Below are 13,148 nucleotides of genomic sequence, written 5' to 3'. Positions count from 1 at the left end.
TTGTGACAATGGTGCGTGAAATTCCTCGGCGATGACCGGCGGGTGCGCGACACCCGACGCTGCGGTGTCACCACCACAGACACCCGTGCCATACCGCACACCGAACATGGTAGTTCGCACACGACCGGTGTGCGAGGATGGGGTGGTGCGCGGAGACGAACGCAGGCGGGTGATCGTGGCCCGGCTGCGACAGGGACAACGGGTCGAGGTGGCCGCGGTGGCCGCGGAGACCGGCGCCTCGGAGATGACGGTGCGCCGCGACCTCGACGCGCTCGCCGCGACCGGGGTGCTGCGCCGGGTGCACGGCGGCGCGGTCGCGGCCACCCCCGGGTCGGTGGAGCAGCCCTTCGCCACCCGCGCCACCGCGGGCGCCGAGGCCAAGCGGCGCATCGCCGCGGCGGTGGCGGCGATGGTGCGCGACGCCGAGGTCGTGGTCCTCGACTCGGGCACCACCGCGGTGCAGGTGGCCAAGGCGCTGCGCGGGCGCCCGGTGACGGTCATGCCGCTGTCGCTGCACGCCGCCCGCGAACTCCTCGACGACCCGCAGGCGCGGGTGCTGATGTGCGGCGGGCAACCCCGGCGCGGGGAGTGGGCGCTGACCGGGCCGCTGGCGGTGGCCTCGCTGCGCGCGGTGCGCTTCGACGTGGCGGTGATCAGCCCCTGCGGGTTCGACACCGCCACCGGCCTGACCGCCGTCGACCTCGACGACGCCCAGGTCAAGCAGGAGGCGATGGCCGCCGCGGGCCGGGTCCTGGCCGCGGTCGACGGCGGCAAGTGGGGCCACACCGCCATGGCCCGCATCTGCCCGGCCGACCGGGTCGACGTGCTCATCACCGACGACACCGCCCCGGCCGCGGACCGGGCGGAACTGGCCGGAATGGGAGTGACGATCCATGTCTGCTGACCCACCCACCCTCCCGCGCGCCGCGCGCGCGGCGACCTGGGGGTTCTTCGGCCTCAACGGGTTCGTGCTCGGCGCGTGGGTGGTGCACATCCCGGTCGTCGAGCACGACACCGGCATCAGCCACAGCACCCTGGGCGCGCTGCTGCTGGTCTTCGGCGGCGCCGCGTTCGCCGGGATGCAGGTCACCGGGCCGCTGGCCGACCGGTTCGGGCACCGGGTGGTGGTGCCCGCGGCGGCGGCGCTGCTGTGCGTGGCGGTCCTGGGCCCCGGCCTGGCGGGCGGCCCGTGGGCGCTGGGGGCGGCCCTGGTGGCCTTCGGCCTGGGCAACGGGGCGCTGGACGTGGCGATGAACGCCCACGCCGTGGAGGTCGAACGCGCCTACGGGCGGCCGGTGATGTCGGCGTTCCACGCGGTGTTCTCCATCGGCGGCGCGGCCGCGGCGGGCCTGGGGGCACTGGTGCTGGGCCGGGTGCCCACCGAGCTGACCCTGGGGTGCGTGGGCGCCGCCGGGTTGCTGACCGCGGCGGTCTCGGCCCGGTTCCTGCTGCCCGGCCGCCCCGCCGCCGAAGCCGCCGCGGACACCGGCGGCACCACCACCCGGGCCCCGAGGCGGCTGGTGTGGCTGCTGGGCGGGTTGGCGTTCGCGCTGATGCTCTCTGAGGGGGTGGCCTACGACTGGGCGGCGGTGCACCTGCGCGACGTGGTGGACACCCCGCCGGGGGTCGCGGCCCTGGCCTACGGGGCGTTCTCGGTGGCGATGACGGTCGGCCGGTTCACCGCCGACGCCGTCGCCGCCCGGTTCGGGGCGGTGCGGGTGGTGCGCTACGGGGCCGCCCTGGCCGCGGTCGGGCTGGCGGGGGCGGCGCTGTCGCCGTGGGTGGTCCCGGCGATCGCCGGGTGGGCGGTGTTCGGGGTGGGCCTGTCGGGGTGCGTGCCGCAGCTGTTCACCGCGGCGGGCAACCTCGACCCCCGCTCGTCGGGGGCGCTGCTGGCCCGGGTGGTGGGCCTGGGCTACCTGGGCCTGCTGGCCGGGCCCGCGGTGATCGGCGGGCTCACCCACTGGGTGGCGCTGAACACCGCGTTCGCCCTGCCGGTGGCGCTGTGCGTGGTGGGCGCGGTCGGCGCCCGGGTGCTGCGACCGGCGGCCGGGGCACCCGGGGCACCCGGGACTACGACGGCGGGTACTGCGCGGCCTTGAGCAGCCGCGCCAAGTGCGCGGTGTTCGCGGCGAGGGTCGCGGTGGTGGAGGCCACCGCCTCCGGGGTCTGCTCCAGGTCCTTGTAGTCGGTGCCCTGCAGGGCCTCACCGTTCCAGTAGGTGCCGCCCCCGGCGGGGATGGTGAACCCCACGTCGTTGAGGGCCTGGAACAGGTCGGCGGTCACCTTGTGCGCCCCGTCCTCGTTGCCGACCACGCACACCACCGCCACCTTGCCGTAGGTCAGCAGCCTGCCCTCGTCGTCGGACTCCGACAGCTCCCCGTCGAGGCGCTCCAGCACCCGCTGCGCGACGCTGCTGGGGTGGCCCAACCAGATGGGGGTGGCCAGCACCAGCACGTCCGCGGCGAGCACCTTCTCCCGGATCGACGGCCACGCGTCGCCTTCGCCCATGTCGACGAGCACCCCGGGTTTGACGTCGTGGTCGACCACCCGCACCACCTCACCGGTGACCCCGTGCCCGTCGAGGGCATCGAGGACCTGGCGGGCGATCAGGTCGCTGCTGGAGTCCTGCGGCGACGGGGTCAGGGTGCAGACGAGGGCCAGCGCGCTCAACGGGGTGCTCATGGCCCTGCGGCTACCCACCTGCCCGCCGGGGAAACCCCCGGCGTGGCGGGTCGGCGGGTGGGGACGGCGCCGGCTAGCGTGGCGGGGTGCGCTCGCAGAACTACGGCCGCGACATCACCACCGGGCGGCCACCCAGGCAGATCCCCGAGGTCCTCGCCGAGGTCGGCACCGTCGCCGAGGACCCCGCCTCGGGGTTCTGCGGGGCGGTGGTGCGCTTCGAGCGGGACGCCGTCGTGCTGGAGGACCGCCACGGCCGCCACCGGGTGTTCCCGCTGACCCCGGCCGGGTTCCTCGTCGACGGCCGCCCGGTCACCCTCGTCAAACCCCCCACCCCCGCGGTCGCGGCCGCACCGGCGCGCTCGGCGTCGGGGTCGGTGCGGGTCCACGGGCTGCGCGCCCGCACCGCCCGGGAGAGCCGCATCTGGGTCGAGGGCGTGCACGACGCGGAACTGGTCGAACGGGTGTGGGGCCACGACCTGCGGGTGGAAGGCGTGGTGGTGCAGCCCCTCGACGGCATCGACCACCTCGCCGAGCGGGTCGCCGACTTCGGCACCGGCCCGGGCCGCAGGCTGGGGGTGCTGGTGGACCACCTGGTGGCGGGCAGCAAGGAGTCGCGCATCGTCGAGGCGCTGCGCGACGAGCAGGTGATGGTCACCGGGCACCCCTACGTCGACATCTGGCAGGCGGTGAAACCCGCGGCGGTGGGCATCGCGGCCTGGCCGGACGTGCCGCGCGGGCAGCCGTGGAAAGAAGGGGTGTGCACCGCCCTGGGCTGGGGTGACCCGGCGCAGGGGTGGCGGCGGGTCCGCGCGGCGGTGACCGGGTTCCGGGACCTGGAGCCGCCACTGGTGGGCGCGGTGGAGCGGCTGATCGACTTCGTGACCGAACCGACCGCGTGATCCGACCGCCGAACCACCGTTGCGGCAACGCTCCCGCCCCGACTGGGGGATGATGGGGTCATGGCGGCACTGCTGTGGCTCATCGCGGGGATCGTGCTCATCGTCGCCGAGGTCGTCTCCGGGGACCTGGTGCTGCTCATGCTGGGGGCCGCCGCACTGGCCGGGGCCGGGGCGGAGGCCCTGTTCGGGGTGACCCTGCTCAGCGCCGGGGTGTTCGCCGCGGTGTCCATCGGGTTGATCACCGCGGCCCGCCCGGCGCTCAAGCGCAGGCTGCACCCCGGCGAACACGTCAAGGACAACGTCGCCGCCCTCGTCGGGCAACGGGCCACCGTGCTCACCACCGTCGACGGCGCGGGCGGGCGGGTGCGCCTCGACGGGCAGGAGTGGTCCGCGCGCACCCTCGACGAGACCCAGGTCCTCGAACCCGGCACGTCGGTGACCGTCATGCAGATCTCAGGCGCCACCGCGGTGGTGTGGGCCGACGGGCTGTGAGCCCGCCGGTGCGGAAAACAAGCAGGTAGGAGGTTGTGGTGTCGCCGACTCTCATCGTCGCCATCGTCGTGGTGGTGTTCGTGCTCACAATCATGATCAAGTCGGTGCTGGTGATCCCGCAGGCCCAGTCGGCGGTGATCGAGCGCCTGGGCCGCTTCCGCAACGTCGGCGAGCCGGGCCTGAACTTCCTCGTGCCCTTCTTCGACCGGGTCCGCGCCCGCATCGACCTGCGCGAACAGGTCGTCTCCTTCCCGCCGCAACCGGTGATCACCCAGGACAACCTCACCGTCTCCATCGACACGGTGGTCTACTTCCAGGTCACCGACTCCCGGGCGGCGGTCTACGAGATCTCCAACTACATCATCGCCGTGGAGCAGTTGACCACCACCACCCTGCGCAACGTCGTCGGCGGGATGAGCCTGGAGGAGACCCTGACCTCCCGCGACCAGATCAACCAGGAACTGCGCGGGGTCCTCGACTCCGAGACCGGCCGCTGGGGCATCCGGGTGGCCAGGGTGGAACTCAAGGCGATCGACCCGCCACCGTCGATCCAGGACTCCATGGAGAAGCAGATGCGCGCCGACCGGGAGAAGCGCGCGATCATCCTCACCGCCGAGGGCCAGCGGGAAGCGGCGATCAAGACCGCCGAGGGGCAGAAGCAGTCGCAGATCCTCGCCGCCGAGGGCGCCAAGCAGGCCACCATCATGGCCGCCGAAGCCGACCGCCAGTCACGCATCCTCAAGGCCCAGGGTGAGCGCGCCGCCCGCTACCTGCAGGCCCAGGGCCAGTCCAAGGCCATCGAGAAGGTCGTCGCCGCGATCAAGGCCTCCCGCCCCACCCCGGAGGTGCTGGCCTACCAGTACCTGCAGACCCTGCCCACGATGGCCCAGGGGGACGCGAACAAGGTGTGGATGATCCCCACCGACTTCTCCAAGGCCCTGGAGGGCTTCGCCCGCCAGCTCGGCGCCAAGGGCGAGGACGGGGTGTTCCGCTACGAGCCGCCCACCGACACCCCCACCGGGCCCTCGGCCACCGAGGACGAGGAGGAGGTCGCGGGCTGGTTCGACACCTCCACCGACCCGCGCATCGCCGAAGCGGTCCGCGAGGCCGAGGCGGTGGCCCGCAAGGAGGTCGACAGCCCGCTGGCGACCCCGGGCATGCCCGCGCTGGGCTCGCGCCCGCAACCGGCGGCGCTGACCGAGCACTCCCAGGCGGGCCAACCGCCCGCCGCACCGCAGGGCTGACCGACCACGAAGGCCCCCGGGGGATACCGGGGGCCTTCGCCGTGCCCAGGTCAGGTGTGCTCGACGCGGACCTCGGCGACACCACGCGCACCCGCCACCACCTCGGCCTCGACCGCCACCGCCCGCCGCACCGACCCCGGCAGCGGCGCGAACCCGGCCACGGTGATCGCCAGCTTCCTCCCCGACGCCTTGGCCCGCCACGTCCCCACGATCTCCCCACCGGCGAGCACGGTCCCGGGGTTGCCGATCACCTTCCACACCCGCGCCCGCTCCGCCGGGTCGGGCACCAGAGTCTCCCGGTCCCGGGCCTGCACCAGCGGGTCCAGCGGCGGCAGCAACCGCACCACATCCGCGTCCGGGGCGCCCCGCAACGCCTCCACGTCGGCCTCCGGCAACCACATCCGGGTGCCCTCCACGTCCACCGGCACCAGGTGCGCGGGCCAGGCGGGGCGGGCCGCGGCCTGGGTGGTGCCCAGGAACGCCGCCGCAGCGGCGAGGGTGCTGGGCCCGTGCACCCGCAGGTAGGCGTCCAGAAGGGTGCCCGAGGTCGCGGCGGGCACGTCGTGGCGGTGGGGCAGCGGCCGCAACCGGGCCGGGCGGGCCGCCCCCAGGACCTCCACCCCGGCGAACACCCCCACCAACTGGAACAGGCTGCCCCACACGTGGGTGGCGGCACAGGTGGCGCACGCGTAGGAGTACTGCGCGGGCAACGCCGCGGTCATCTCCGCGCTGACCTGCCCACGCGGCTTCTCCTCCACCACCACCTCCCGCATCACCCGCGACGCGCGGTCGATGGCCTCCAACCCGCCGACCCCCGCCTTGCGCAGCGCGGACCCGAACCCACCGAGACGGGCCAGGGCATCGGCGTCCGACCGCGGCCACAGCGCCTCGGCGGTCGCCGCGACGTCCTCGCGGCGCAGCACGTGCGGGGCCCCGCGCAGCGTCCACACCGCCACCGGGTCGGGCACGACCAAACCCCGCGCGGTCAACGCCACCGCAGGCCCACCGGACCCGCCGTCCTGCACACCCAGGTCGACCACGGCGTCGACACCATCGCGGTGCAGGCCGTGGCGGGCGACGCGGTGGGCGAGCACCCGGGCCCGGCTGACCGACACGACTGCTCCGCTGACCGCCATGGCGACCATGCTGCCAGGTGCCCGTCCGACACCCGGGGATGGCGCTGCCCACCTGCCCCTGGCGCGGGGGACAGACCGGTGGTGGGGGAGTGGCACCCGATGCCAGGAACCCCACCGCCTGCGAACACCACCTCCCGCACGGCCCGGGCGCGGCTCAGTCGATGCGGGACACCACCAGCGCCGTCGCAGGCGCGGGGTTCACACCACAGCTCACCGGCCGGACACCCAAGTCCCGCTCGGTCACCGTGACCCGCCACCCGCGCCCGTCGACGTGCCACACCACCACCCGCCGGTCACCGTCCTCATCGCGCTCGCACGACCGCACGTGCAGCACCTCCGGGTCCACGGTGTGCGTCAGCGCCCGCACCGCCAACTCCGCCACCTGCCCCGCCGCCACCCACGTCGACCGGCCCCGACACCCCCGCAGCACCACCTCACCCCCGACCAGCAACTCCCGCCCACGCCCGGCGTCGAGACCGCCGTAGGCGTACCCGGTGGGCAACAACAACCCCGTGGGGGCGAACCGGTGCCCCCCGAGGTGGGTGGCCTCCCACACCGCGTCCCCGAACTCCGCGGCCAACTCCCCGGCCACCGGCCTGCCCCGGACCGCGCAACACACGTCGCGGCGCCCGTTGGTGCACACCAGCAGCACCGGCCCCACCACCGGCTCCCCGAACCCACCGTGCGCCCCCGCCCCCAACGCGGCCAAGTCCAGGTCCAGCAGGTCCCGCGGGTCCAACAACGACCCCGACCGCAACCACCCCGCCCCCGGCACGGTGTGCGCCAGCAACACCCGACGCGGCACCACCCGGTGCCGGCCGGGGTGCGCCCCCGGGCGGCGCACCAACACCACCCGCACCCCCGTCCCCGCCGACCGCGCCACCAACCGCGCCCCCACCCCACCACCGAGGTGACTGCCCACCAAAGCCTCACGCCCCCACGGGCCCGGCTGCTCCAAGCACAACCACGTCGTCGCGGTCGCCGCCGTCCCGGCGAACGGCTCATCCAGGGCACGCGACACCGCAGAGCACGCGGACGGGGGAGTGATCACCATGGCGGCACAACCCTCTCACGGCCGGTACCGCCGATCGAGTGGCCACCGATCACCCTCCGATCACATTACGGCGACCGAGCGCAACCTTTCCACACCACCGATGCCCCCCGATGACACCGCGCCCCCCACGCCCAAGCAGACGATCACCCCGCCCCCGCCGCCCGCGCCAACCGACCCGCCATCGCCGCCGCAGCCACCGCCAACTCCGGCGGCTCCACCACCTCGAACTCACACCCCAACATCGACACCCACATCGCCAACCCCTCCCACGACGGCGCCCCCGCCGTCAACCGGCACGACCCCTCGTCCACCGCCTCCAACTGCCCCGCCGTCGCCGAAATCCGCTCCGCCGCCTCCGCCACCGGCATCCGCAACAACACCACCGCCCGCCGCCCGTACGCCCCCACCGTCAACCCCCGCGCCGCGTACGCCGCCAAATCCTCCGCCGGGGGCTCACGCGGGGTGAACCGCGGCCCCGTCGGCACCCGCGGCACCATCCGATCCACCCGGAACGTCCGCCAACCCACCCGCACCACGTCGAACCCGATCAAGTACCACCGCCGCCCCGTGTGCACCAACCGCAACGGCTCCACCTCCCGCACCGACGACTCCCCACCATGGTCGCGGTAGTCGAACCGCAACCGCTCCTGCGCCCGGCACGCCGTCGCGATCGCCGTCAACACCCCCGCATCCACCATCGGCCCCACCCCCACCAACGGCACCGTGCTCGCCCCCAGCGCCCGCACCCGCTCCCGCAACCGCGACGGCAACACCTGCTCCAACTTCGCCAACGCCCGCACGCACGTCTCCTCGATCCCCGCCACCGCCCCCGTCGACGCCGTGCGCAACCCGATGGCCACCGCCACCGCCTCCTCGTCGTCGAGCAGCAACGGCGGCAACGCCGCCCCCGCCCCCAACCGGTACCCCCCGGCCGTCCCCGTCACCGCGTGCACCGGATACCCCAACGACCGCAACTTCTCCACATCCCGGCGCACCGTCCGATCCGTCACCCCCAACCGGTCCGCCAAATCCGCCCCCGACCAATCCCGCCGCACCTGCAACAGCGACAGCAACCGCAACAACCGCGCCGAGGTCTCCACCATGACCCCAGTCTGACACCCACCCCGGACAACACCTGTCCGCAACCACCCTCGAACCCGAGCACGCGGGCCCCCGACAACACCACCACCGAGGGCCCGCCCACCCGCGAAAACCACTCAGCCGGTCACCAGGACGTAGGCGAACCCGTCATACCCCTTCGACCCCACCGTCTGCACCGCCGTCGCCTCCACCCTCGACTCCGCCGCGATCAACCGGTTCAACTCCCGCGTCCCCACCACCCCCGGGTCCACCGACCCCCCATCCGCCACCGCACCACCACGTACCACGTTGTCCACCACGATCACACTGCCCGGCGCCGTCAACCGCAACGCCCACCGGAAGTACTCCGGATTCGACGGCTTGTCCGCATCGATGAACACGAAGTCGAACGGCTCCCCACCCACCAACCCCGGCAACGACTCCAAAGCAGGCCCCACCACCACCTCCACCACCCCAGCCAACCCCGCCGCCGCCAAGTTCTCCCGCGCCACCACCGCGTGCGCCTCATCCAACTCCAACGACACCAACCGACCACCCGGCGGCAACGCCCGCCCCAACCAGATCGCGCTGTACCCACCCAACGTCCCCACCTCCAAGATCCGCCGCGCCCCCCGCGTCCTGGCCAACAGGTTCAACAACCGCCCCTGGTTCGGCGCCACATCGATCGCGGGCAACCCCGCCGCCCGCGCCCGCGCCAACGCCCCCGACAACACCTCGTCCTCCGGCAACAACGCCGACACCAGGTAACCGTCAACCGCCGACCACTGCTCCTGCACAACACACCCCTCACCTGTGGACACCACGTCACCACCAAGCTAGCCCCCGCCACAGCCCCTACCATCGTGATCATGTCGACTCCGGAGCGAGCCTGGCCCACCACGGACGCCCACGACGAGCTGACCCTGCTCTGGGAGCTCCTGCGCTTCCAGCGCCACACAGCCCTGGGCAAGGCCACCGGCACCACCCTCGCCGAAGCCATCGAAACCCCCCTCGCCACCTCACCGCTGATGAGCATCCTCGGCGTCATCAAGCACCTCACCGCCGTCGAACGCCACTGGCTCACCCGCGTCGCGGGCGGCGCCGACCTGCCCTCCCTCTGGACCGAAGACCCCGACTCCGACTGGCGCATCACCCCCACCGACACCCCCACCACCGTCCTGAACGCCTACCGCGCCGAATGGGCCCTCGCCGAAACCGCCATGGCACCCCTCCACCCCGACGACCAAGCCCTCGGCGACCCCACCCGCACCACCCGCTGGACCCTCAACCACGTCATCCAGGAAACCGCCCGCCACGTCGGCCACCTCGACATCCTCCGCGAACTCGCCGACGGCAGCACAGGGGAGTAGCCACCCCACCGGCAACGCCCGCCCCCGCCCACAGCACCGCGCGAACCCCCTCCCGCCGACACCGCAGAACCACACCAACCCCGCAGAACCACCACCCCACACACCGGACATCACCCCGCCAACCACGCCCCAATCCCACCCACCAACCGCTCCTTCACCACCGCAGGCGCAAACGACGACTCCACCCCAGCCCGAGCCAACCCCGCCAACTCCCCATCCGAAAACCCCAACTCCGACCGCACCAACGCGAACTCACCCGACAACGACACCCCCGTCATCGCAGGCACATCCGTGTTCAACGACACCACCAACCCCGCCTCCAACAACCGGGGGAGCGGATGCACCCCCACCGACCCCACCAACCCCAACTCCACGTTCGACGCCGGACACACCTCCAACCCCACCCCCCGATCCCGCACCTCCGCCACCAACTCCACGTCCTCCAACACGCTCAACCCGTGCCCCACCCGATCCGCACACCCCACCCGCACCGCCTCCGCCACACTCCACGCCCCACACTGCTCACCCGCGTGGTGCACCATCCGCAACCCCAACTCCCGCGCCCGCCCCAACACCCCCGCGAACGGCGCCAACGGATACCGCTCCTCACCCGCCACACCCACCCCCACCACCCACTCACCGAACCGCTCAGCCAACCCCACGGTCGCCGCCAACCGCCCCACCGACCGCCGCCGCGAATGATCCAAGACCACCCGCACCACCAACCCCGTCCGCGCACACCCACGCCCCAACCCCTCCACCACCGCCGCCAACGGCATCTCCACATCACCCACCCGCTCCCCGTGCGACGCCGCCGTGAACGTCACCTCCACGTACCCCACCCCATCAGCGGCCTGGTCCACGCAGAACTCCTCCGCCACCCGCGCGAAATCCCCAGCCTCCCGCAACAACCCCCGCACCGCCGACCCCCGATCCGCGAACTCCCGGAACCCCGCGAACGGCCCACCCAACACCGGCACCGCCACCCCGTACCGCCGCGCCAACTCCGCCACCGTCGAAGCCCGCATCGCACTCTCCAGGTGCACGTGCAACAACGCCTTCGGCAACACCCGTACATCACGCACACCACAGATCACACCACCACCCGGCAACCTTTCCCACCCCCACCGCCTCCAGAGCAGCGAATCCCCACCCCCGGAGGCACCACCATGGCTCTCAAGTTCCCCCGCAGCCCCCACGAACAAGCCCAACGCACCCTTACCATCACCACCCACCGCACCGGCCACACCACCACCATCGCCGCCCAGGGCCGCATCGACCTCGCCACCGAACACCCCTGGCACGACGCCCTCATGACCACCGCCACCACCGACCCCACCACCGACCACCTCATCGTCGACCTCACCGCCGTCACCTTCCTGAGCTGGGCCAGCACCGCCGTCCTCCTGCGCGCCCACCGCGCCTGCACCCGCCGGGGCCGCACCCTCACCATCCACGCCCGCGGCCCCGTCCTCACCGGCCTGCAACTCACCTCCCTGCACGACGAACTCCACATCGTCCCCGCCACCACACCCGCCCCCAGCCCCCGCCGCCAAGCCGCCGCCTCCGGCTGGCTCATCGCGTAGCGGGGGAGAGGCGCCCACCCCGTACGCCGAGACACCCGACTCGAAGCGCCTCGACCTCGCCTCGACCGACTCCCGTCGGGCAACTCCTCCTCGGTCGCTCCACAACCCCATCAGCGGCGACCGGCTCCGAACCGACACGGTGTGCACGGCGATCGCCCGCGCCGCCGGCGAGCGGGCGCTGCCGGAGGAGCAGTCCAACCGGAGGGGCAGTCCAACCGCGCCGCCCACACCACCGGCTCGCCCATCGGGGAGGCCTTCGACAACAGTTACTTGACATAATGTCGATTATCGAACATCAGAGAACGCCGAGGTCCGCAGGTCGGAGGGGTCATCGCACCGGCGACTAACGTCACGGTGACGATTCATGGGTGATGATCCAGAGCGGCCGCCCGGCAGCCGCCTGCTTGTGTCCGGGGTACGCCAATCGCGATCCGACGCCAAGAAGGGCGCCCGGCGGCTGGGAGGCGAGGCGATCGCGCGACGCGCGCGCGAAAACGGTCGTCACAACGCAGGCACTCGCCCGCCGTGTCGCGCCCGACTCGAACACCTGTTTGATGGATAATCGCGGTTATCCATCACTCACACGGGGGGTCCGATGATCGACTTGTCGGTCCGGGAGGGTATGCAGGTCCAGTGGAGTTGAGCGAGGCGCAGGAGGCGTTCTTCGTGGCCAGGCGGTCGCGCAAGGATTCCCCGCACACGACGGCGGCGTACCGGCGGGACCTGGCCGGGGTGACCGCGCACCTGGCCCAGGTGCTGGGCACGGCCCGGATCGAGCTGGAGGACGTCACCGCGCAGGTGCTGCGGGAGGCGTTCGGGGCGTTCGCGGACACGCACGCGAAGAGTTCGGTGGCGCGGGCGTGGTCGACGTGGAACCAGTTCTTCCAGTTCTGCCTGCTGGACGGGTTGTCGGCGGGCAATCCGATGGGGGCGATCGGGCGGCCGAAACCCGGGCCCCTCTCCCCCAAGCCGCTGCGCGGTGAGCGGACGCCGGAGGAGCTGTTGACCGCGATCGCCGGTGGGGCGCGGCGGGCGCGGGCGCCGTGGCCGGAGCGGGACCTGCTGGTGTTGGCGTTGGGCCTGGTGGCGGGGTTGCGGGCGTCGGAGATGCGGGCGTTGCGGCGGTCGTCGGTGGTGGGGCGGCCGGGTGAGCGGCGGTTGTACGTGCACGGGAAGGCGAACCGGGAGCGGTCGATCCCGATCGAGGTGCCGTTGGAGCGGGTGATCGAGGCGTACCTGGTGTCGTGCGAGGTGCGGTTCCCGGGGTTGCGGTTTTCCGATGAGGGACCGTTGGTGTTGGGGTCCGATGGTGAGGGCATTGGGCGTGGTGGGTTGGATTACCTGGTGAAGCAGTGTTTTCGGCAGGCGGGTTTGCACGACCGGGTGCCTGCGGGGGCGAATCTGCACGCGTTGCGGCACACGTTCGCGACGCGGTTGGCGGAGGACGGGGCGAATGCGGTGGAGATCATGGTGTTGTTGGGGCACGCGAGTCTGAACACGTCGCAGGGGTACATCGATGCGACGGGTCGGGAGCGGCGGGCGGCGGCGGCGAGCAATCGCACGTATCGGGCGTTGGAGGGGTTGGGTGGGGATGGGCAGTAG

Annotated in this window: 14 protein-coding genes; 8 read left to right on the top strand and 6 right to left on the bottom strand. The window is 72.8% G+C overall.

Translation table 11 applies throughout. The features are described from left to right. The first annotated feature begins 145 nt into the window (after positions 1–145). Both DFQ13_RS13780 and DFQ13_RS13775 read left to right on the top strand, forming a co-directional pair. A complete protein-coding gene (locus tag DFQ13_RS13780) occupies positions 146–904 on the top strand; it encodes a DeoR/GlpR family DNA-binding transcription regulator (protein WP_181399969.1) in 759 nt (252 codons plus the stop codon). Continuing rightward, a complete protein-coding gene (locus DFQ13_RS13775; RefSeq protein ID WP_110080073.1) occupies positions 894–2,102 on the top strand; it encodes an MFS transporter in 1,209 nt (402 codons plus the stop codon). The genes DFQ13_RS13780 and DFQ13_RS13775 overlap by 11 nt, the downstream gene beginning before the upstream one ends. Here DFQ13_RS13775 and DFQ13_RS13770 read toward each other — a convergent pair. After that, entirely contained in the window at positions 2,074–2,685 is a 612-nt protein-coding gene (locus DFQ13_RS13770; protein WP_035287052.1) for a flavodoxin family protein, read from the bottom strand. The genes DFQ13_RS13775 and DFQ13_RS13770 overlap by 29 nt on opposite strands. An 86-nt stretch (positions 2,686–2,771) precedes the next feature. Here DFQ13_RS13770 and DFQ13_RS13765 point away from each other — a divergent pair, with 86 nt between their 5' ends. Genes DFQ13_RS13765 through DFQ13_RS13755 form a run of 3 tightly spaced genes read left to right on the top strand, consistent with a single transcriptional unit; the run spans position 2,772 to position 5,320 of the window. Further along, positions 2,772–3,584, top strand: coding sequence for a DUF3097 domain-containing protein (locus DFQ13_RS13765; protein WP_110080072.1), 813 nt, complete (start codon positions 2,772–2,774; stop codon positions 3,582–3,584). A 60-nt stretch (positions 3,585–3,644) separates the two neighbouring features. Continuing rightward, the gene (locus tag DFQ13_RS13760) at positions 3,645–4,076 is read left to right on the top strand and encodes an NfeD family protein (protein WP_035287057.1); all 432 of its coding nucleotides are present in this window, start codon (positions 3,645–3,647) and stop codon (positions 4,074–4,076) included. Positions 4,077–4,114: 38 nt separating this feature from the next. Further along, positions 4,115–5,320, top strand: coding sequence for an SPFH domain-containing protein (locus DFQ13_RS13755; protein WP_110080071.1), 1,206 nt, complete (start codon positions 4,115–4,117; stop codon positions 5,318–5,320). A gap of 50 nt (positions 5,321–5,370) precedes the next feature. Here DFQ13_RS13755 and DFQ13_RS13750 read toward each other — a convergent pair whose 3' ends face one another. From DFQ13_RS13750 to DFQ13_RS13730, 4 genes are all read right to left on the bottom strand, one after another. Next, the gene (locus tag DFQ13_RS13750; protein ID WP_181399968.1) at positions 5,371–6,456 is read right to left on the bottom strand and encodes a DNA glycosylase AlkZ-like family protein; all 1,086 of its coding nucleotides are present in this window, start codon (positions 6,454–6,456) and stop codon (positions 5,371–5,373) included. 154 nt (positions 6,457–6,610) lie between these two features. Beyond that, positions 6,611–7,378 (bottom strand): sucrase ferredoxin, encoded by a 768-nt coding sequence (locus DFQ13_RS13745; protein WP_219994410.1) that lies wholly within the window; start codon positions 7,376–7,378, stop codon positions 6,611–6,613. Positions 7,379–7,653: 275 nt separating this feature from the next. Further along, positions 7,654–8,613: a helix-turn-helix transcriptional regulator gene (locus DFQ13_RS33840; RefSeq protein WP_181399967.1), complete on the bottom strand. Its 960-nt coding sequence runs from the start codon at positions 8,611–8,613 to the stop codon at positions 7,654–7,656. A 114-nt stretch (positions 8,614–8,727) separates the two neighbouring features. Then, positions 8,728–9,387: an O-methyltransferase gene (locus DFQ13_RS13730; RefSeq protein WP_407643167.1), complete on the bottom strand. Its 660-nt coding sequence runs from the start codon at positions 9,385–9,387 to the stop codon at positions 8,728–8,730. 72 nt (positions 9,388–9,459) lie between these two features. Between DFQ13_RS13730 and DFQ13_RS13725 the strand changes: the two genes are divergently transcribed. Then, complete coding sequence (locus DFQ13_RS13725) at positions 9,460–9,960, top strand: mycothiol transferase (protein WP_035287070.1); 501 nt, start codon at positions 9,460–9,462, stop codon at positions 9,958–9,960. Positions 9,961–10,070: 110 nt separating this feature from the next. On the opposite strand, the gene add is transcribed toward DFQ13_RS13725, so the two are convergent. After that, positions 10,071–11,030 (bottom strand): adenosine deaminase, encoded by a 960-nt coding sequence (gene add, locus DFQ13_RS13720; protein WP_325050932.1) that lies wholly within the window; start codon positions 11,028–11,030, stop codon positions 10,071–10,073. A 99-nt stretch (positions 11,031–11,129) separates the two neighbouring features. Between add and DFQ13_RS35595 the strand changes: the two genes are divergently transcribed. Together DFQ13_RS35595 and DFQ13_RS13710 are read left to right on the top strand one after the other, a co-directional pair. Then, entirely contained in the window at positions 11,130–11,546 is a 417-nt protein-coding gene (locus DFQ13_RS35595; protein ID WP_052021129.1) for an STAS domain-containing protein, read from the top strand. 633 nt (positions 11,547–12,179) lie between these two features. Continuing rightward, positions 12,180–13,148: a tyrosine-type recombinase/integrase gene (locus DFQ13_RS13710; protein ID WP_110080066.1), complete on the top strand. Its 969-nt coding sequence runs from the start codon at positions 12,180–12,182 to the stop codon at positions 13,146–13,148.

Source organism: Actinokineospora spheciospongiae (assembly GCF_003182415.1).
Classification (GTDB): domain Bacteria; phylum Actinomycetota; class Actinomycetes; order Mycobacteriales; family Pseudonocardiaceae; genus Actinokineospora; species Actinokineospora spheciospongiae.
This window is presented reverse-complemented; position numbering and strand designations above follow the sequence as displayed.

Excerpts from the sequence above, each read along its gene's own strand:
- DFQ13_RS13775 (WP_110080073.1), top strand. The coding sequence starts at position 894 with ATGTCTGCTGACCCACCCACCCTCCCGCGCGCCGCGCGCGCGGCGACC.
- DFQ13_RS13770 (WP_035287052.1), bottom strand. The coding sequence starts at position 2,685 with ATGAGCACCCCGTTGAGCGCGCTGGCCCTCGTCTGCACCCTGACCCCG.
- DFQ13_RS13760 (WP_035287057.1), top strand. The coding sequence starts at position 3,645 with ATGGCGGCACTGCTGTGGCTCATCGCGGGGATCGTGCTCATCGTCGCC.
- DFQ13_RS13750 (WP_181399968.1), bottom strand. The coding sequence starts at position 6,456 with ATGGCGGTCAGCGGAGCAGTCGTGTCGGTCAGCCGGGCCCGGGTGCTC.
- DFQ13_RS33840 (WP_181399967.1), bottom strand. The coding sequence starts at position 8,613 with ATGGTGGAGACCTCGGCGCGGTTGTTGCGGTTGCTGTCGCTGTTGCAG.
- DFQ13_RS13725 (WP_035287070.1), top strand. The coding sequence starts at position 9,460 with ATGTCGACTCCGGAGCGAGCCTGGCCCACCACGGACGCCCACGACGAG.
- DFQ13_RS35595 (WP_052021129.1), top strand. The coding sequence starts at position 11,130 with ATGGCTCTCAAGTTCCCCCGCAGCCCCCACGAACAAGCCCAACGCACC.